Origin of the sequence: Pseudofulvibacter geojedonensis (assembly GCF_042675745.1) — a bacterium.
Classification (GTDB): domain Bacteria; phylum Bacteroidota; class Bacteroidia; order Flavobacteriales; family Flavobacteriaceae; genus Pseudofulvibacter; species Pseudofulvibacter geojedonensis.
Window position 1 is genome coordinate 290,541 of sequence record NZ_JBHTJM010000009.1, and the last position, 18,373, is coordinate 308,913.

General features: G+C 31.9%; 13 protein-coding genes. 6 read left to right on the forward strand and 7 right to left on the reverse strand.

Annotation, left to right across the window (positions count from 1 at the left end):
- Positions 1–24 precede the first annotated feature (24 nt).
- The gene (locus ACFQ1O_RS10950; RefSeq protein ID WP_377716061.1) at positions 25–3,201 is read right to left on the reverse strand and encodes a PA domain-containing protein; all 3,177 of its coding nucleotides are present in this window, start codon (positions 3,199–3,201) and stop codon (positions 25–27) included.
- A gap of 104 nt (positions 3,202–3,305) precedes the next feature.
- On the reverse strand, positions 3,306–4,649 hold the full coding sequence (dgt, locus tag ACFQ1O_RS10955; protein ID WP_377716062.1) for a dGTP triphosphohydrolase: 1,344 nt from the start codon (positions 4,647–4,649) through the stop codon (positions 3,306–3,308).
- A gap of 281 nt (positions 4,650–4,930) precedes the next feature.
- On the opposite strand from dgt, the gene ACFQ1O_RS10960 reads away from it, so the two are divergent.
- Together ACFQ1O_RS10960 and ACFQ1O_RS10965 are read left to right on the forward strand one after the other, a co-directional pair.
- A complete protein-coding gene (locus ACFQ1O_RS10960) occupies positions 4,931–7,720 on the forward strand; it encodes a TonB-dependent receptor (protein WP_377716063.1) in 2,790 nt (929 codons plus the stop codon).
- 45 nt (positions 7,721–7,765) lie between these two features.
- Complete coding sequence (locus ACFQ1O_RS10965) at positions 7,766–8,935, forward strand: multidrug transporter (RefSeq protein WP_377716064.1); 1,170 nt, start codon at positions 7,766–7,768, stop codon at positions 8,933–8,935.
- A gap of 71 nt (positions 8,936–9,006) precedes the next feature.
- Here ACFQ1O_RS10965 and ACFQ1O_RS10970 read toward each other — a convergent pair whose 3' ends face one another.
- Positions 9,007–9,360, reverse strand: a complete 354-nt coding sequence (locus tag ACFQ1O_RS10970; RefSeq protein ID WP_377716065.1) for a toxin-antitoxin system YwqK family antitoxin — start codon at positions 9,358–9,360, stop codon at positions 9,007–9,009.
- 309 nt (positions 9,361–9,669) lie between these two features.
- Here ACFQ1O_RS10970 and ACFQ1O_RS10975 point away from each other — a divergent pair, with 309 nt between their 5' ends.
- A complete protein-coding gene (locus ACFQ1O_RS10975) occupies positions 9,670–12,060 on the forward strand; it encodes an inorganic phosphate transporter (RefSeq protein ID WP_377716066.1) in 2,391 nt (796 codons plus the stop codon).
- Positions 12,061–12,109: 49 nt separating this feature from the next.
- Here the strand turns inward: ACFQ1O_RS10975 and ACFQ1O_RS10980 are convergent, their stop codons facing one another.
- The 4 genes from ACFQ1O_RS10980 to ACFQ1O_RS10995 form a co-directional block, all read right to left on the reverse strand.
- The gene (locus ACFQ1O_RS10980; protein ID WP_377716067.1) at positions 12,110–12,604 is read right to left on the reverse strand and encodes an RDD family protein; all 495 of its coding nucleotides are present in this window, start codon (positions 12,602–12,604) and stop codon (positions 12,110–12,112) included.
- A gap of 86 nt (positions 12,605–12,690) precedes the next feature.
- Positions 12,691–14,472, reverse strand: a complete 1,782-nt coding sequence (locus ACFQ1O_RS10985; RefSeq protein ID WP_377716068.1) for a ribonucleoside-diphosphate reductase subunit alpha — start codon at positions 14,470–14,472, stop codon at positions 12,691–12,693.
- Between the two features lie 2 nt (positions 14,473–14,474).
- Positions 14,475–15,749, reverse strand: a complete 1,275-nt coding sequence (locus ACFQ1O_RS10990; RefSeq protein ID WP_377716248.1) for a ribonucleotide-diphosphate reductase subunit beta — start codon at positions 15,747–15,749, stop codon at positions 14,475–14,477.
- 516 nt (positions 15,750–16,265) lie between these two features.
- A complete protein-coding gene (locus ACFQ1O_RS10995) occupies positions 16,266–16,841 on the reverse strand; it encodes a DUF3109 family protein (protein WP_377716069.1) in 576 nt (191 codons plus the stop codon).
- Positions 16,842–16,936: 95 nt separating this feature from the next.
- On the opposite strand from ACFQ1O_RS10995, the gene ACFQ1O_RS11000 reads away from it, so the two are divergent.
- Genes ACFQ1O_RS11000 through ACFQ1O_RS11010 form a run of 3 tightly spaced genes read left to right on the forward strand, consistent with a single transcriptional unit; the run spans position 16,937 to position 18,345 of the window.
- The gene (locus tag ACFQ1O_RS11000) at positions 16,937–17,521 is read left to right on the forward strand and encodes a MarC family protein (protein WP_377716070.1); all 585 of its coding nucleotides are present in this window, start codon (positions 16,937–16,939) and stop codon (positions 17,519–17,521) included.
- Positions 17,522–17,534: 13 nt separating this feature from the next.
- Entirely contained in the window at positions 17,535–17,732 is a 198-nt protein-coding gene (locus ACFQ1O_RS11005) for a hypothetical protein (protein WP_377716071.1), read from the forward strand.
- A 1-nt stretch (position 17,733) separates the two neighbouring features.
- Positions 17,734–18,345 (forward strand): FAD-dependent oxidoreductase, encoded by a 612-nt coding sequence (locus ACFQ1O_RS11010; protein WP_377716249.1) that lies wholly within the window; start codon positions 17,734–17,736, stop codon positions 18,343–18,345.
- The last annotated feature ends 28 nt before the right edge of the window (positions 18,346–18,373 follow it).

Sequence of the window (18,373 nt, forward strand, 5' to 3'; positions counted from 1 at the left end):
CCATTTTTGTGTACTCTAAGAATATTATTTGATAATAATTTTCTTCGTCATTTTTAAATTACCTTGTGAAAAATTCATTAGATAAATTCCAGATGCAACATCTAAGTTAATATTCTCTGAAGAGTTATTTAAGTTTATTTCTCTAGAGTGAACCAATTGGCCATTCATATTAAACACCTTTAAATTAACATCTTCAAATTTATCATTAGATGCTATAGTTATTGCTCCATTAGAAACGGTTGGATAAACTTTTATTCCATTAACTAATACTTCATTGTCTTCTACACTAAATGTTTCAGCAGTAAATTGCCCAGAAAAAATCCCTCTACCAAAAGTTGCTGCAAAAACCATATTATCATTTCTCATATCTAAATCCATTACCTTTACATTACTCATACCATTAAAGGCTGATGTCCAAGTTGGTGTTGCTGCTGAAAAATTTTGAGTATACCAAACACCTAATTCTGTTCCAACAATAACTTGTTCTAAGTTTAACGGATTTTGTAAAATAGCCTTAACAGGCATATCTGGTAAATTACCTTCTTTAGCATTCCATGTTGAACCACCATTGCTTGAATACCAAATACTTTCTACACCATAATTATTCATTGTTACAAATATATCTTGTTCAGTAGCTCCAAACTCTATATCAGAAACACTTCCCACAAAATCTGGTGTTGTTAATTTTGACCAAGAAATACTATTATTATTAGCATTATCTACTACCAATAACTCACCAGCAATGGTACCTACAAATAATTTGGTTCTGTTAGTTGTAAATGGTGATACTTTAAACGCTGTAGGAGATCTAGATAATAATCCGTTAGTTAATATAGTTCTATTACTTGCTCCATTACCCGTATTGTATCTTGCTATTTGATATGTTGGAGCTGCTCTATCTGTATAATTTGTATATAAAAAGTCTAAATTAGAATCTAAATCTTGTTGATTTATAAAATCACCGTAACTAGTTCCAGAACCAGAATTTATTTGCTTTAACCAATTCCCAGTAAGCGATCTTTTTACAATATTATCGTTATACACATAATTAGAAATATAGTAAGCGTCTCCGTCTTGATCATAATCTGTTCCTGCTCCATCACCTCCTTGTGTTTCAACCGAAGGATTAACACCAGCACCAACATTAGCAAAAGCTTGAGTACCGTTATCTTGTAACCCTCCAGCAAAGTAATCTCCTCCTGACCCTACTGTTGTTGGGGCAACACCTACACTATAAAATTGAGAAGTGTTAAACCCTCTATTTCTTGCATTTGTACTAGTTCCCCCATTGTTAGAAAAATAAACTCCACCATCATTACCTATAATTAATCTGTTAGCAGCTCCTGGAGCAAAAGCTAAAGAGTGCTGATCTGCATGTACTTCTTGCTCACCAAATCCACCGTACCAATGAGAAAATTGATTCCAAGAAGAACCACTATTAGTAGACTTAAACAAGTCAATACCTCCAATGTAAACTATATTATCATTAGTTGGATCTACTTCTAGCATTAAATCATAAAAAGCTTGGCCTCTCGTAAAATCATTTGCTGCGATACCTGTATCAGAATCATTAGGGGGAGTTAAAGTTGTTGTTGATGCAGGTGTAAAATCATCTGTAGTAACTTTCACTACAACTGGTGTAGTAGCATCTCCTTCAGCTAAAACATATAATTTTTTAGGATCTGTAGATGAAATCGCTATTTGAGTTCTATCTGTATTAGCCATTCTGTGTTTTCTAGTAAATGTACTACCGTCAGTAGATACAAATATTTCTCCTCCTCCATCACCAAAAACGGTACTGTGTATTGTTGACACCCAAATTCTTCCGTCAGATCCTATTTCAATATCATTTGGACATCTTTTGTTATTGTTTATTGTTAAAGGCATACTTAATTCTGTCCAATTAACTCCACCATCTACTGATTTATAAATACCAAAAGCTGTTCCTCCTAAGTAAGTTGCGGTACTTGCTCCTCCGTAGAAAGAATCTCCAGCTGCTACATAAATTTCAGAATTACCTCCATTATTTCTAACCTTGATATCATTTATGTGCTGAACTCCAGGGACTAATAAACCTGTAAAACCTCCTGCTGATGGAGTTAACGAAGCATTAACTGTACCACTCTGCACAGCAGCTTCTAACATATCTCCATCTTCTTTTGAAATCATCACTGATGGAATTGTAATAGTTGCATCATCACCTCCCATTGGTATTGGAGTTCCCGCAACATTATTCATCATTATTACAGCTGCTGCTCCTTTTAATTGTGCATTTTTAACTTTAACAGTAAAATTACATGAACCTCTTCTAATCAATGCTATTTTTCCATTCATAGAAGCTGCAGAATTAGTCAATGCATTACACCCTTCTGTTGGGTTGGCTGTTCCATCATTAACTAATACAATATTTTCTGTTATTGTTGAAGTTATTGAAGGACCAAAAGCCGTTGTTGGATAACACGGATACTGCCCTGCTATTCCAGCTGGACTATTTACTGTTACATTAGAAGCATACTCAAAAGTTGTTGCTCCATTTATTCCTCCAAAAATATTTGTCCAAGTAAGTCCTGCATCTGTAGATTTCCACACTCCATTACCATTTACAGCACCTCCAACATAAGACTCTCCTGTACCTACATAAAATATACTTGAATTATTTGGATCTACAGTGATTGATGTAACATTTAAATTATCTGGTATATTTACTTTAGACCAAGAAGAAGCAGAATTGGAAATATTGGTATTTTTCCATAAACCTCCACTAACTCCTCCAGCAAATACAGTTTCATTAGTGGCATCGTTAGGATCGAACATAATTGCTCTTGTTCTTCCTCCTACATTGTTTGGTCCTCTTTCATCCCAACCATTATCCATAGCATCTCCAGGAACTCTTCCGTTAGCTAAGGCTTCCAACCTTTCTCTTTTAATTCTAGGTAAATTTTCAGGAGTTGGTCTTCCTATTTCAGGATTCATAGTTAACTCCCACTCTCTTTCATAATACTTGTTAGGAGATAAACCTTTTGCTTTTCTTTCTTTTTTAGATAACAAAATAACATCCTTAAAAGGTGAATTATCTAAATGTGCTTGATACTTAGCATTAATTCTACTTGCTTCTGAATCTTCATTTTTAGATTCTGTCTTAATGAAAACAAAAGCTCCTAGAACTAAAACACTAATTAAAATGGGTAATAATTTTTTCATTTAACTTTGGGTTTTTTTAAAGTGTGGGAAAATACAAATGAAATGTTAAAATCCCAAAAAACTATCGGCTTTATATACTGAAAATCATAATTTTATGTTAAATATCACAATTCTAACCCCAATTGTTTTTTATAAAACAATAAAGCTTTACTGTCTGTTAATGAAGCTACGTAACTACTTATAGAAAGTAACCTTATATAAAGACTATCACTTTTAAATCCTTCAATGTTAGGTAGTGTTTTTAAAATCAACTTATCATAATTAGACAAACAATTATTAAATTGATTATTAATTGCTGTGGTATATACTTTTAAAAGTCTAGCTATAACCTGATAACCGGCTATTTCCTTTTCTATTACCTCTTTACTTTCGTAAATTTTAGATATACTAATTTTAATAATATCATTAATCTGCGATTCGTATTTGCATTTATCTATTAATGCATTATAATATTTACCGTTTAATATTGCAGCCTCATTAGCCATAAAAACATTAGCAGCCTCTGTTATTAAAGTATTAATAGCTAGAGCCCTTAAATAAGCCACTCTAGTTTTAGTAGTATGCAATGCTTTATATTTATCTATATCAATAGTATCTTTTACTAAATTAATTAAATACTCTAAAGCAAACTCTTCTTCTATTAAACCGAGGTTTATTCCATCTTCAAAATCTATAATAGTATAACAAATATCATCAGCTGCTTCTACTAAAAAAGTTAAAGGATGTCTAGCAAAGCTTATATTTTCTCCTTCTCTGGTTTGCTTAAGCTCTAATTCTCTTGCAACTTCCAGAAAAAAACTTTTATCGGCTTGAAAAAAGCCATACTTTTTATCTGCAATCTGTTTTGTTGGTTTTTTAGGCAACGACTCTTTAGGGTATTTCATAAAAGCCCCTATTGTAGCATAAGACAAACGTAATCCGCCTTCTTGGCCTGGCTTAGAACTAGAAACAATATGTAAACCATTGGCATTACCTTCAAAATCTATTAAATCTTGATACTCCTTAGCCGTTAAACTATTTTTATAGTCTTTTCCTACTCCATTTTTAAAAAACTCACCTATGGCTTTCTCTCCTGAATGTCCAAAAGGAGGATTTCCTATATCATGCGCCAAAGCTGCTGCGGCAACTATAGCTCCAAAATCATTAGGTTTATAACCTAAATCATGTGCCAAATGAGGGTGCTTATCTAAAATTTGCTGGCCAACAATTCTTCCTAAAGATCTACCTACCACAGAAACTTCTAAACTATGTGTTAACCTTGTATGAACAAAATCGGTTTTAGATAGTGGTATAACTTGAGTTTTATCTTGCAAAGACCTAAATGCTTCAGAAAAGATAATCCTATCATAATCTACCTCAAACCCTAAACGTGTTTCATTTTGCTCGCTACGTAATCTTTTATTAACATCACCAAAACGCTTTAGTGATAAGAGTTGATCCCAATTCATAAATTCTGACTTTAAGAAATGCAAGATATTTAAAAGATTGCTGCAACAAAAAATAATGCATTATAAATTAAATCATCTTTAACCTTACCATTTGTTAACATATCAAAATAGCTATGAATTCGTATTATCAGTAACTTATCACACCTTTCCTCCTTACTGTTAACATTAAATTAACTTTAGCTCAATTTAGATTTACATTTCAATAACACAAACATCACAAAGGGTTAACCAATTTCTTAGGTAATGGCGCTTTATTTGCACAAAATTATAATCACAAAAAAATGAAACAGTTTTTCTTATTTATTTTCCTTTTAGCTAATATGGCCTTTGCACAAGATAAAGCTCAGGTAACAGGAAAAATATTAGATGGAGAAATGAACAATGATCCAATGTTTGGAGCTACTGTTGTTGTACAAGGAACAACCACTGGTGCTCAAACAGATTTCGATGGTATATATAGCCTAGAATTAGCAGCTGGAACGTATATCTTAGAATTTAGTTATGTAGGATACGGAACAATAGTTGAGACGATTACTTTAGCTGAAGGAGAAAAGAAAGAAATTAACAAAACTCTTAAGGCAGCAGCCGATGCGCTAGAAGAAATAGTTTTAACAGGAAATGTTAATAGAGAATCTCAAAATGCTTTAGATTTAGCTCAGCAAAAAGCTACTAGCATTAAGCAAGCTATCGGTGCACAAGAAATGTCTAATAAAGGAATTAGCGATGCTGCTGGAGCAGTAGCAAAGATATCTGGAGTTTCTAAACAAGAGGGTTCTAGTAGTGTTTACGTACGTGGTTTAGGCGACCGTTATTTAAATACAACTTTAAATGGTCTTTCTTTACCTTCTAACAAAATAGAAAACAAAAACATTGATTTGAATTTATTCTCTTCAGATGTTATTAAAAATGTAGCCGTTAGTAAAGCGTTTAACTCCAAATTATATGGTGACTTTGCTGCTGGTAATGTAGATATTGTTTCTAAAGAATATACCGGAAAAGGGTTCTTTGACGCATCTGTAAATACTGGTTTTAACACAAACGCAATTGGTAAAAACTTTGTGAAAAGTGACGGAACAGGATCTTTAGGTTTCTACACAAGATATGAGCACAACCCTTATTCTGTTGTTATGTCTCATGGTGTAGACCCAGTAGAAGCTGGATCTCCAATTAATAGTGGTATTAGCTTAGTAGGTGGTAAATCTTTTGATTTTGAAAACAACTCTCGTTTAAGCTTCTTCATTACTGCTGGCTTTGAAAACGATTACAGATACAGAAAAGGATTAACTGCAAATTACGCAGGTACTTACACTAAATTGTTTCCACAGGCTGAAGAGTATGAATATAGCACTACTACTAATGCTATGTTAAACTTAACTTATAAAGCTACCGATAAAATTAAATTTAAATTCAACTCATTATTCATAAATAGTTCTTCTGACGAAGTAGGATATTATGGATCTGGTGGACAAGGATTTAACTGGGATTCTCAATCTGGAGAAGAAAGAGGTTTCTACCAAATGAATGTTCAATTTAATCAAGACAAGATTTTTGTAAATCAATTATTAGGTGAGCATAAAATTAATGACAAATTAGACATTGATTGGGGTATTGGAATTAATAATGTATTTGCGAACCAACCAGATAGAAAAAGGATTAGTTTAGAAGATTATCATTTTGCTTTAGATGACAATCCTAATACTAACCCAGTATTCTTTACTAATAACGCCTTTGACAACCAACGTTATTTTCAAAAAGTAGATGACACAGAGTTTACAAGCTATTTAAGAGCAAGCTATAAAACATCTGAAGAAGTTACTATAAACCTTGGTTTAAACGGAAGATCTAAAGAACGTAATTTCCAAAATAGCCGTTACGGTTATGAAATAATCGATACAAGCTTAGAGGTTACAGATGTTAACAACTTGAACTCTATATTTAATATGGCTAATCAAGGTGTACTATACAATACTTATGTTATCAATGCTATTAGCCCAGAAAATGGTGTAGGTCAAACCAACTTACCTGGTTTAGTAGAGAATACTTACAAAGGAAACCTAAACGTATTAGCAGGTTATATTTCTGCAGACATTAATGTAAATGAAAAATTATTAATCGTTCCCGGTGTAAGACTAGAAAGTATTGATTTAGAAACTACTTACGATGTAATAAACGTATCTGCAACAGATCCTGGAGTTGTAAACATGAACGAGACTTTATTCTTACCGAGTTTAAACGCCAAGTACAAATTATCTGATGACGCTAACTTACGTTTTGCATTTAGTAAAACTGCTTCTCTTCCAGAGTTTAAAGAGATTGCTCCTTTTGTATATGTAGGAGTAACCGATAGAATTGGTGGTAACCCAGATTTAATAAACAGTGATTTAGGCTCTACTACTTCTAAAGTTTTCAACTTTGATGTTAAGTACGAATGGTTCTTTAATAAAGGAGAGTTATTATCGTTAGCTGGTTTTGCAAAACAAATTCATGATCCAATAAACTTAGTTACTGCAATTGATGCTACTGGTACTGAGCGTTATTTTAGAACTGGTGACAAAGCAGATATTTTTGGAGTTGAATTAGATGTTAGAAAAATTTTATTAAGAGACAGTGAAGAAGACGCTAAGTTAACTGCAGGTTTAAATGCTACTTATATGCATACTAAACAAGATTTAAAAGCTTCTAACGGTACTTACTCTGTAAGTTTTGATAGATCAAGCGATCAGCTTCAAGGAGCTTCTCCATTCATCGTAAATTCAGACATTAGCTATAAGCCTACTTTCGGAAATTATAAGCCAATGGCCAACTTGATTTTCACTTACTTCTCAGATCGTATTTACTCTTTAGGAGCTGGAAGTATCTCTAACAAAGTTGAAAAAGGGTTTGCTTCTTTAGATTTTGTTTTAAAGAATAAAATCGGTGAAAATGCAGAATTAAATTTCAGCGCTAAAAACTTACTTGATCCTAGTATAAAAATTATTCGAGAAGATGTTCCTGCCGAAGGTGGAGACGTAACACTTTCTGAATATAAAAGAGGAATCAATATTGGATTACAATTCAAATACAAATTTTAAACAACAAAACAATCTATTAAACAACAACAATTAATCTTTAAAAAAATGAAACGTAACTTTTTATTCGGTTTAATTTTATCAGCTTTATTAGTGGTTTCTTGTAGTACAGATGACACTGCAGATATTACTATTAATGTACAAGGTAATGGTTCTAGTACTAATGCAACTTTTATCTCTGGTACTTACACTTCAGATTTAACTTTAGATGCCAATACAGAATATGTAATTAATGGGTCATTAATTATGGCTTCTGGTACTACTTTAACTATACCAGCTGGTATGACTATTAAAGCTTTGGCTTCTGGTTCAGATGTTTATATAGCTATTTCTGAAGGTGCTCAAATAATGGCAAATGGTACAGCTACTAACCCAATTGTATTCACATCTAACGCTACTTCTCCTGCAGCAGGAGATTGGGGAGGTTTAATTTTATTAGGAGATGCTCCTATTAACTCTGTTGCTGGAGCTGGAACTTCTACTTCTGAAATTGGTGGTTTACCATATGGAGGTTCAGATAGTGATGATAACTCTGGTACTTTACGTTATGTACGTGTTGAATATTCAGGTGGTTCTGCAGATGGGCAAACTGAAAACAATGGTATTTCTTTCTACGGTGTTGGAAATGGAACTACTGTTGAATATGTTCAAGTTTATGAAGGTAAAGATGACGGAATTGAGTTCTTTGGTGGAACTGTAAATGCTAGCAATGTAATCGTTGTTAACTCACAAGATGATTCTGTAGATTGGACAGAAGGTTACTCAGGAACTTTAACAGATGTATACATTAAGCACGGTGTAGATCACGATAAAGGAATTGAGGCTGACGGATACAATACTGATATAGGAAACAACTCTAGCCCAATATTTTTCTCTAAACCTACAGTAAACAACTTAACTATTGTTGGTACAGGTTCTTCAAATAGTAATGAAGCTGTTCGTTTAAGAGCAGGAACTCAAGGAATCTTTACTAACGTAACTATAGAAGGATTTGCTGAAGGGTTTGATTTAGATGGAGACAATGGAGACAACCCAACTGGAGCTGGTGTAATTAGTGATGATTTACAAGTAACTAATATAACTTTTACAGACGTAACTTTAAAAGTAAAAAATGATACTGGTGAAACTTTTACTGATGCAGATTTTATTTCTGGAGATGGAAACGGAACAGCTACCGATGTTGCTACTTGGGGAGCTAACTGGGCAGTTGGTTTATAATTAACAATTAGTCATAAAAAGTAAAAGGCTTACCAAATGGTAAGCCTTTTTATGTTGTATAATTAAAGAAATTAGTCTCTAATAGCTAACTGAGTTTTGTTTTTCCACTCATTAACTTTTTCTACTTTAAAGTTCTTATAATCAACTTCTGTTAATTTATCAGCATTCCAAAACATCCATTTACCTGTTTTCTTACCATTTTCATAGTTACCCATAGCAACTTTGTTTCCATTAGCGTCAAAACTTTTCCAAGTTCCGTGTAACTTCCCTTCTGCATTGAAAAATCCTGTTTGAGCAATCTCACCATTAACATGGTAGTAAACAGCTTCATAAATATCACCTTTCTGAACTATTTCTACATTTCTATCTTGAGCAAAACCTATTGCTCCTATCATGAACACTAAAACAACTAATAACTTTTTCATAATCTATATTTTTTTTAAAAACTTTTCTTAACATTTATATTACAAATATACAGTATAATTTACCTTTTCCAAATGTTTTGGTAACAATTTCTTAACATTAGAGGTGAAACTTAACATTGAAAACATTTTTTATGTTGATTTTCAACAACTTACATATTTCATTAAAATTAACATTGCGCTTATTATTAACCTATAGTTGACTTAATATACTTTATAAAAGTTAGAATAAAAGCATTTCATAACATTAAGGTAACATACTAGAAAAAAATATAGTTCAAATTTGCATGTTGGTATTTACTATATAAGACTATGGGAGATATATATATAATTATGATAGTAGCTTTGGCTTTTTTAGCTATTGCTGATTTAATTGTTGGTGTGAGTAATGACGCCGTTAACTTTTTAAATTCTGCAATCGGTTCTAAAGCTATTTCTTTTAAAACTATTATGATTGTTGCTAGTATAGGTATTGCTTGTGGAGCAATATTTTCTAGTGGAATGATGGAAGTAGCCAGAAAAGGTATTTTCGATCCTGATCAATTTATGTTCAATGAAATCATGATAATATTTATGGCAGTCATGATTACAGACATATTATTATTAGATGTATTCAATACACTAGGAATGCCAACTTCTACTACAGTTTCTATAGTATTTGAATTACTAGGAGCTGCCGTTTGTGTATCATTAATTAAAATTGGGGCTGATAATGATCAAACAGTTTCAGATATTTTCAATTATATAAATACTGACAAGGCAACTGAAATTATTACTGGAATATTATTATCTGTTGTAATTGCTTTTAGTGTTGGAGCATTAGTACAATATATATCTAGGCTATTATTAACCTTTAATTATAATAAAAAAGCTAAATGGGTTGGTGCTATTTTTGGAGGTATTGCTTTAACTTCTATAGCTTACTTTATTTTAATAAAAGGAATAAAGGGTACTAACTACGCAAAAAGCGTTGTAGATGTATTATACAATGGCTCAACAAATGAATTGTTAGACTGGGCTAATTCATTTTTAAATACCAGCTTTAAAACGATTGAAGAACTTATTCAAGAAAAGAAAGACTTCTTAAAAATATCTATAGAAGAAAACACTGCTAATGTTCAACTAACTCTTAGAGGATTATTAGAAATATATGTACTTCCTATTATAGGTATTAGTTTAGTTTTTTGGACACTGTTCTCATACGCTTTAATACATCTTTTAAAACAAAACATATACCGATTCATTATTATAGTAGGTACATTTTCTTTAGCATTGGCGTTTGCAGGTAATGATCTTGTAAACTTTATTGGTGTACCAATTGCTGGATGGGATTTTTATTCGTTATGGATTGATTCTGGACTTCCTGCTAATGAATTTTCTCTAGCAGGTTTAAGCGAAAAAGTTCCTACTAATAACATATTATTATTTATTGCTGGTATGATTATGGTTGCAACTTTATGGTTTTCTAGTAAAGCTAAAAATGTTGTAAAAACGTCTATAGACTTATCTAGTCAAGAAGCTACACAAGAACGTTTTCAACCTAACTTCTTATCAAGATCTATTGTTCGTTCTGCCTCAGCAGTTGCTAGAGTATACAACAACATTCTACCAAATTCTGCAAAAAATAAAATTGAATTACAATTTAAAAAACCAGTTATTACATTAGCTAAGGGTAAAAAGCATGAGCTTCCGGCATTCGATATGGTAAGAGCTGCTGTAAACCTTATGGTTGCTGGTATATTAATATCTATAGCTACATCTTACAAGCTACCATTATCTACCACTTATGTTACTTTTATGGTTGCAATGGGTTCGTCTTTAGCAGATAGAGCATGGGGAGCAGAAAGTGCTGTGTATAGAGTTGCAGGGGTTTTAAATGTAGTAGGTGGTTGGTTCTTAACAGCTATATGTGCTTTTACAGCAGCTGCACTAGTGGCATTTCTAATTAATATGAATGTAGAAGTAATGGTACCTGTTTTACTTTTATTAACAGTTATTCTACTTGTTAGAAACACCATTAACCATCGTAAAAAAGCTTTAGCAGGTAAAGAAGAAGATGCTTTAATGAAAGCAGAAAGTAGTTCTATACAAGGTGTTATAGAAGAAAGCGCAGATAACATTAGAGCTGTAGTAAGCAGAACTGCCAAAATATACACTAGTACTATTGATGGGCTAGCGAAACAAGACTTAACAGTACTAAAAAAGAATAAGAAAAATGTTGTAAAGCTTAGCGATGATATTGAAGAGCTTAAAGGAAATATTTTCTACTTTATTAAAAACCTAGATGAATCTAGTGTTGGAGCAAGTAACTTTTACATTACCATTCTTGGTTTTTTACAAGATATGTCTCAATCTTTAGAATATATTACTAAAGCTAGTCATAAGCATGTTAACAACAATCATTTAAAGCTACGATTTAATCAAATTAAAGACTTAAAAGAAATAGAACAGCATTTAAAGGTTCTATTTGGTAAAATTAAAAGTTCTTTCTCTGAACTTGATTTTGAAAACATAGACGGTATTCTTAACGAAAAAAGACTTTTACTTGATGAACTAAACAGCAAAATTAAAAAACAAGTAGAGCGAACAAGAAACGAAGAAGATAGTCCTAAAAACACAACTCTGTATTTTAGTTTATTATTAGAAACTAAAGATTTAATTAAAGCTACTATGAATTTATTAGAAGCTTATAGAGATCATTAAACAAACGAAAAATACATAAAAAAAGAGCGCTAAGATAAGCGCTCTTTTTTTATTCTTGACCTATTTTATTTAAGTCATCAAATAGTATTTTTTTCTCTTCTAGTAATTTTTTATCGACCACATATGTACTAGATAAAGAATCATGCCAACCATATGAATTTTCTCCTAAAAAAGAAAAAGCATCAAAAGGTATTAATCTACTAAAACTTCTTTTAATTATACTACTCGTAGTTGGTTTTTCTCCATACTCATCAACAATAACACTTCCAGTTAATAACTTTCCAACAGAAACTTGATACTTGGATTCTATTACAATAAAATAAGTCACATAAAATGTTAAAGTTATTAAGCTATCTATAAATCCGTTCATATTGGCTATAGAGTCTAATAACTCATAATTACCCGTAACATTTAATATAACTCCTAATAAAAATGATAAGCCAAAAACAATTGCATAAACTACAATTCTATCAATTATGAAATTTAAAAATCTTTTACCTTTAGTTGCCCAAACCTGTTCTTTTACTTTGTATTTATTTTCCATAAATCAAAAATAAAAAAAACCACCATATAAGAACTTAAATGGTGGCTTGAGTTTATGGGTAATAAACTTGGGTATTTTATAATGTATTAACCTTCGCAGCTAGTACATTCTTTTTTCTGCTTAAATTTCTGAGCAGCATTCATACTGTGTTGGTAGTACAATGATTTAACACCTAACTTCCAAGCAGTCATATATATATTATTTAAGTCTTTAGTTGGCATATCTGGATGCACCATTAAATTTAAAGACTGACCTTGATCTATATGATTTTGTCTATTAGCTGCCTGATAAACTATTGTCATCTGATCGATTTCAGGATATGTTTTAAACACCTCTTTTTCGTTATCCGACAAGAAATCTAAATGCTGTACAGAACCATCATAATCACGAATACTTCTCCATACATCGGTAGTATTCTTTCCTTTTTCGTCTAACAACTTAACTAAAAATGGATTCTTAATAGTTGTCTTAATCTTAGCTATGTCTTTTACATAAATATTAGACCAAATAGGCTCGATACCTTGAGATACTTGTCCTAAAATAAACGCAGATGATGTTGTTGGAGCAATTGCATTTAAAGTCGTATTTCTACGTCCGTAACCTTTTAATACTTCTGGCTCTCCATATAATTTAGCTAACTCTTCAGATGCCTTATAAGACTTTTCTTTTATTACTCTAAATACTTCTGAATTTAAATTAAATGCTTCTGCACTATCAAACGACAACATTTTAGATTGTAATAAAGAATGCCATCCTAAAGCTCCTAAACCTAAAGCTCTATTTGCCTTAGCAAAATTATAAGCTTTCTCCATGAACTTAAATGTAAGTATATCATCACGGTCTGTAGAATCTTTATAGACTTCTAATTTAGTAATGAACTCCTCCATTACTGCATCTAAGAAATATGTTAATGTCTCTACAGCATCTGTATCTTTCCACTTATCATAATGCAATAAGTTAATAGAAGACAAACAACATACGAAAGACCAATCGTCATTAGATGGCAACATAATTTCTGTACACAAGTTACTCGCATAAATCTCTAAGTTTTTATCCTTGTAAACATCTGCCGCATTATTATTAGCGTTGTCTCTAAACAATATATACGGATATCCTATTTCTGATCTAGATTGCAATACTTTAGCCCAAATAGAACGCTTTTCAACATCTCCATCACGCATTTCTTCCATCCACTTGTTACTAACAGTTACACCATGCGTTAACTCTTGTATTGGGTTTCCTTCTGTACCTATCTCTAAAAATTCTTTTACATCTGGATGATCTATTGGTAAATACGGAGAGAAACGACCTCTTCGCACAGATCCTTGACTTACTACATCAACCATTTTTTCAAATAATTGCATGATATGCACAGAACCTGAAGACTTTCCGTTATTCTTAACAGGAGCACCTCTATGACGTAATTTCCCGAAATAACCAGACGTACCACCACCTAATTTAGACATCATACCTACTTCTGACTGAGAGAATAAAATATCTCCCATATCGTCGGCAATATGCGATCCGAAACAACTAATAGGCAACCCTCTTTTCTTACCAAAATTAGACCATACCGGAGATGCTAACGAGAAATAACCCGCAGCCATATACCCGTAAAACTTATCGGCAAAACCATCTATTTTTAAAATTTTCTCTGCATTTTCTGCTATCTCTCTTATTCTTCCTTCAGGAGTAACTCCATCAGTTAAATATCCAGACTCTAAAAATTTACGGCTGTTTTCTGTTAACCATTCAATTTTTGGCTGATTTGCAACCTTTTCAGCTTGTAAAGCGGCTTTTCTTGCTTGTACTAATGCTTCTTTTTCAGATAATTTTTGATCTTGGCTAGTCAATACTTTGTTGTTCATAATTAAAATAGGTCGTCGTGCGTTATACTTTTACTTCTCTTGGTGTATGCTATAGATCTTTTTACAAAGAAATCCCCGTGCTTGGTTCCAATGATTTCATCATCAAACCATTCTGTTTTTTCTAATAGCGTTTCATCTACTTCAAAAACTTTTTCTATATCAATGCTTTCTAATGATTTATTAAAACGGTTTTTAATAAATTCGTTTATTACTGCTTTTGGTAAGAAGTCTAATTCTCCTTCTTCAAAAATCCAGTCTATAATCTTACTCTCTGCTTCATAGGCTTTCTTACATAAATCTTGAGTTAGCTGAATATGCTCTGTATCAAACCAATCTGGATTCTCTGCTTTTATAATTTTGATAATATCAATACCAAAATCACCGTGTATTTGTTCTTCTTTAGAAGTAGCTTCTACTACATTTGAAATTCCTTTTAACACATTCTTATATTTATTAAAAGCCATAATAATTAAGAACTGAGAAAACAACGATACATGCTCTATAAATAAAGAGAATAATAAAATTGACTCTGCAAACTCCTTATTATCTTCACTTTTTACATTTTTAAGAGCCGTTTCTAAATAGTTAACACGCCTCATGATTACTGGTTTTTTCTTCAAGCTTTTAAACTCGTTGTTTAAACCAAGTATTTCTAACAAATGTGAGTATGCATCGTGGTGGCGAACTTCACTTTCTGCAAAAGTTGCACCTACAGAACCGATTTCTGGCTTAGGCATTTTATGATATACATCTCCCCAGAAAGTCTTAACTGCTACTTCTATTTGAGAAATAGCCAACATGGTGTTTTTTATGGCATTTTTCTCTACCTCATTCAAGCCTGTTTTAAAATCTTGAATATCGCTTGTGTAATTAAACTCTGTATGTATCCAGTACGAATGCCTAATAGCATCAACATATTCATAAAGCTGTGGGTATTCAAAAGGTTTAAGATTTAAACGCTTTTCAAAAATATTAGTCTTTCTTTTTCTAGCTTGCTCGTTTCTATATAAGATATATGCTTTGGCTACATTAGTAAAAGCACTTTCCATTAACTTATCTTCAACAATATCTTGTACCTGCTCTACAGTTGGTATATAAAGTGGCTCCTTAGATTTTGTTTCTAATAATGACTTGTAAACATTCTGAGAAATAGTTTCAGCATCTTCTCTAGTTCCTATATTCACAGACATCATTGCCTTTTCTATGGCGTTAGTAATTTTGTTTAAAACAAATTCACTAGTTTCATAATCTCTCTTTATTATTTGTGTAATCTCCATCATTATTTAACTATAAGAGTCCAAACTTTATAAACAATACATAACGTATTATTCATTAATTATATTTTTAAAAACAGGTTATTATTACTTTAAAATTTGGGATTTAAACCACACGCTCATTTCTTTTGCAAAAGAAGTCTTATTCTAGGCCTCGTTATACACCAACAACATAAAACAATTTTTATGCTGAAATAACAGGCTTAATTAATACTTATTTCTTGTGTGACTTGATTTAAAATCTTAACCCCAATGTTTCAATTGTTTTTCGAAACACATCAAAAAATTTAATCCCTAAAACTAAATTTCTTGTTTTTGACTAGAACAAAGATTGGAAAATGATCGATTAAATTGAAAAAAAAAGGCAATAGCTTTTCAACAAGTTTTTAACATTTTTGTTAATTAGCTGGTTTTACTAGAGTTAAGAGAAAAGTATCAGAAAATACTGATTTTTAACGGATTATAACCTCCTTTTATCGATCGCAAGTGAAAAACAAAGGCTATTTACATTTGTTAAGACTATAATTTTCTAGGATGGTTTTGAGCAATTAAATTCAACTCATCATACCATTCTTTACCAAACTTCCTAGTCAATGATTCTTTAAGAAATTTATATACAGGTACCTGCAATTCTTTTCCCAAAGAACACGCATCATCACAAATAGGCCATCTATGATAATTTACTGCAGCAAAAGAACTGTAGTTTTGTACTCTAACTGGGTACAAATGACAAGAAATAGGTTTTTTCCAGTCTACTTTACCATCATTATAAGCAGCTTCAATGCCGCACAAGGCAGTTTCTTTTTCATCAAAAATTACATAAGCGCATTCTGCTCCATTTACTAATGTTGTTTCCAAATCACCTTGAGGTGTTTTTATAGAAGTTCCTTGCTCTTCAATAGCTTTAATACCTTCAGGTCTTAAATAAGGTTTTACTTTATCATAAATATCATTCAATATCTCTACCTCATCTTTATCTAAAGGTGCTCCTGCTTCACCTGCCACGCAGCATTCTCCTTTGCAAGCACTTAAATTACATACAAAGTCTTTCTCTATTATATCTTCTGAAACAATTGTTTTACCTATCTGGAACATCTTTCACATTAATTAATGCTACAAAAATACTTCTTTTAAATTTTATTTAACTTTATATAACTTATAAAGACTAATTTTGCACAAAATTTTATCTCATGAATATAAATTTTTTAGAAATAGCTAAAGCAAGTATGATTTTATTTGCAGTTATAGATATTATTGGATCTTTACCAATAGTAGTAAAGCTGAAAGCCAACGCTGGCGGAAAAATTGAAAGCGGAAAAGCTTCTTTAGTTGCCGGAGGTATCATGTTGTTATTTTTATTTGTTGGTGAAAAAATACTAGGTTTTATTGGTATAGATGTAGGTTCATTTGCAATAGCTGGAGCTTTTATTTTGTTTTTTATGGCTTTAGAAATGGTTTTAGGAATTAGTCTTTTTAAACAAGATGAAAACATGGTAAAAACCGCTTCTATTGTACCTTTAGCCTTTCCAATGATTGCTGGAGCAGGTAGTATGACATCTATTTTATCTCTGCGTGCCGAGTACGCTTCAATAAACATTTCTATTGCAATAGTAATTAACATTGCTATTGTCTTTTTAGTTTTAAAAATGAGTGGTTGGTTTGAAAAAAAGCTAGGAACAGGAGGAATAGCTATAATTGAAAAAATATTCGGAATTATTCTTTTGGCTATCGCGGTTAAACTATTTACTACCGGTATTAAAAATATATTTTATTAATTAAAATTTCATTATGAAAATTGCAAGCATAATTGGCTGTTTAGTGGCATTGGCTTTAATTATAGTTAATATTACAAAAATTAGTTTTGAAAAACCTCTAGAAGACGATAGCACCGTTGCTTTAATTGGTGTTGTTTCTGGACTAATTGTAATTATTATTTTATTGATTTTCAATATATCAAAAATTATTGAAAAAAAATCAAAACAATAACATGTACGATGTATTAATTATTGGTGCCGGAGCTGCTGGTATGTCTTGCGCCTTGGTAATAGGTTCTGCTCTAGAAAAACCTTTTGCCATAAATAAAAAAGTAGGTTTAATTGCCCATCAGCGTTCTTCTCATTTACAAAATGCTTTATTTAATAATGTTCTTGGATTGCAACCTGGCACACTGGGAGAAGACCTATTAAAAGCGGGAACTCATCAACTAGCTGAATTGTACCCTAAAGTTGAGCAAATAGCAGGAGAAAAAATCCTCGAAATTAAAAAAACTGGTGCTTACTTTGAAGTAATCAGTAATAAAAACACTTATGCTACTAAAGCACTTGTTATAGCTACGGGTTACGCCAAACCTTTTACCATTGAAGGATTGGAAGAATATCTGGAAGCTCATCAAATGGCTAAACCAGGAAAAGAACGTATTCAGTTAAAAAATCATTTACATTTAGTAGATGAAAACTTATATGTAGCCGGAACATTAGCCGGATGGAGAAGTCAGTTTGCTATTGCTTGCGGTAGCGGAGCACAAGTAGCTACAGATATTTTAACATTATGGAATAATGGTGAACACACAAAGGTTCACGACAAAAAACCACAAGTATAAAAACTAAAAAAACCGAGCTTTTCAGCTC

Coding starts and splice junctions, on each gene's coding strand:
- ACFQ1O_RS11010 (WP_377716249.1), top strand. CDS start 17,734: ATGTACGATGTATTAATTATTGGTGCCGGAGCTGCTGGTATGTCTTGC.
- ACFQ1O_RS10975 (WP_377716066.1), top strand. CDS start 9,670: ATGGGAGATATATATATAATTATGATAGTAGCTTTGGCTTTTTTAGCT.
- ACFQ1O_RS11005 (WP_377716071.1), top strand. CDS start 17,535: ATGAAAATTGCAAGCATAATTGGCTGTTTAGTGGCATTGGCTTTAATT.
- ACFQ1O_RS10995 (WP_377716069.1), bottom strand. CDS start 16,841: ATGTTCCAGATAGGTAAAACAATTGTTTCAGAAGATATAATAGAGAAA.
- ACFQ1O_RS10970 (WP_377716065.1), bottom strand. CDS start 9,360: ATGAAAAAGTTATTAGTTGTTTTAGTGTTCATGATAGGAGCAATAGGT.
- ACFQ1O_RS10980 (WP_377716067.1), bottom strand. CDS start 12,604: ATGGAAAATAAATACAAAGTAAAAGAACAGGTTTGGGCAACTAAAGGT.
- ACFQ1O_RS11000 (WP_377716070.1), top strand. CDS start 16,937: ATGAATATAAATTTTTTAGAAATAGCTAAAGCAAGTATGATTTTATTT.
- ACFQ1O_RS10960 (WP_377716063.1), top strand. CDS start 4,931: ATGAAACAGTTTTTCTTATTTATTTTCCTTTTAGCTAATATGGCCTTT.
- ACFQ1O_RS10950 (WP_377716061.1), bottom strand. CDS start 3,201: ATGAAAAAATTATTACCCATTTTAATTAGTGTTTTAGTTCTAGGAGCT.
- ACFQ1O_RS10990 (WP_377716248.1), bottom strand. CDS start 15,749: ATGGAGATTACACAAATAATAAAGAGAGATTATGAAACTAGTGAATTT.
- ACFQ1O_RS10985 (WP_377716068.1), bottom strand. CDS start 14,472: ATGAACAACAAAGTATTGACTAGCCAAGATCAAAAATTATCTGAAAAA.
- ACFQ1O_RS10965 (WP_377716064.1), top strand. CDS start 7,766: ATGAAACGTAACTTTTTATTCGGTTTAATTTTATCAGCTTTATTAGTG.
- dgt (WP_377716062.1), bottom strand. CDS start 4,649: ATGAATTGGGATCAACTCTTATCACTAAAGCGTTTTGGTGATGTTAAT.